The 1,368-nt window shown below is 69.5% G+C and carries 2 protein-coding genes; both read left to right on the forward strand.

The window, feature by feature from the left end; all coding sequences use genetic code 11:
• Positions 1-924: transposase (locus tag AB1609_09035; protein MEW6046612.1), on the forward strand; the 924-nt coding region annotated here is incomplete at its 5' end.
• 9 nt (positions 925-933) lie between these two features.
• Positions 934-1,302 carry a transposase gene (locus tag AB1609_09040; protein ID MEW6046613.1) on the forward strand — a complete coding sequence of 123 codons (369 nt, stop codon included), beginning with the start codon at positions 934-936 and terminating at the stop codon, positions 1,300-1,302.
• Positions 1,303-1,368: the final 66 nt, after the last annotated feature.

Genomic DNA, 1,368 nt, shown 5'->3' on the forward strand with positions numbered 1-1,368 from the left:
GCCCGGCGGACGGATCGCCTCGAGCGGCTGCTGGAGAAGATGGCCCTGGCCATGAGCGCCGAGGCCGCCTCCCGCACGGCCCAGGCGCTCGGCATCCCGGTCAGCGCGGACACCTTGGTACGCATCGTGCTACGGATCCCGCTGCCCCCCGTGCCCCAGGTCCGGGTGCTGGCAGTCGACGATTGGGCGTGGCGCAAAGGACACCGCGATGGCACGCTCTTGTGCGACTTGGAACGCAGGCGGCCGGTGGACCTGCTCCTCGACCGGTCCCCGGAGACGCTGGCCGCGTGGCTTGTGGCGCATCCGGGCATCCAGGTCGTCGTCCGAGACCGCGCGGAGGCCTATGCTCAAGGGGCCCGGCGGGGGGCTCCCGATGCGATCCAGGTGGCCGACCGGTGGCACCTGCTGAAGAACCTGGGCGAGGCGCTGGAACGCTTCTTCCAGGCGCTGCGCTTACCACCCGTGGGGCCTACTCCGCCGACACCGGCCGTTCCCTCGGTGGCCGGTCCGGCCGCTTCACGGGCTCCATCCCGCCGCGCGCTGGAGCGGGCGGCTCGCTGGAACCGGCGGCGCGAGCGTTTCGAACAGGTTCGGGCCCTCCATGCGCAGGGGCTCGGTGTCCGGGAAATCAGCCGACGCATGCACCTCCGTCGTGTGACGGTCCGGCGCTATCTCTCCAGCGTTGCCGTGCCCGGAACGGGCCCCCGCCGCACGCGCCCGAGTCAGCTGGATCCGTACCGGGCCTATATCATCCAGCGGTGGGAGCAGGGGTGCCGCAACGCCCGGGAGATCTATCGGGAACTGCGCTGCATGGGGTATCCGGGAGGCCGTTCCCGGGTCGCCGAGGTAGTGACCGCCCTGCGCCGGTCGGCGGGCGTCTCGAAGGACGCGTGTCTCCAGATGCGCCCGATGACCGCCCGGTAGCTCTGCAGCTTGTTCTGGAAAGCTCCCGCCCGTCGGTCGGAAGACGAGGTCGCTTTTCTGACGTCTCTGGCCCGCTCCGACGGGCAGTATGCCAGGGTCTGGAGCCTCGCCGAGCCGTTCGCGCGAAGGGTGCGGGAGCGTCAAGCCGACACCCTGGCGGCGTGGATCGATGCGGTGAAGCGGGATACGGTTCGGCCCTTGATGGGCTTCGCCCATCGCCTCGAACAGGACTTCCCGGCGGTGTACGAGGCGTTGCGCCTGCCGTGGAGCAACGGCCTCACGGAAGGGTGGATCCACAAGCTGAAGGCCCTGAAGCGCATGATGTATGGCCGGGCGGGACTGGAGCTCTTACGCCACCGGCTCCTTTGCGGCACCTGACCTCGCCGCGCTTCACCCGAATTGCGGAAGAGCCAGTTTTAGACCGGCCTTGACAGTCAGGTGAGT

It is taken from the genome of Bacillota bacterium, assembly GCA_040754675.1.
In the GTDB taxonomy this organism is placed as follows: domain Bacteria; phylum Bacillota; class Limnochordia; order Limnochordales; family Geochordaceae; genus Geochorda.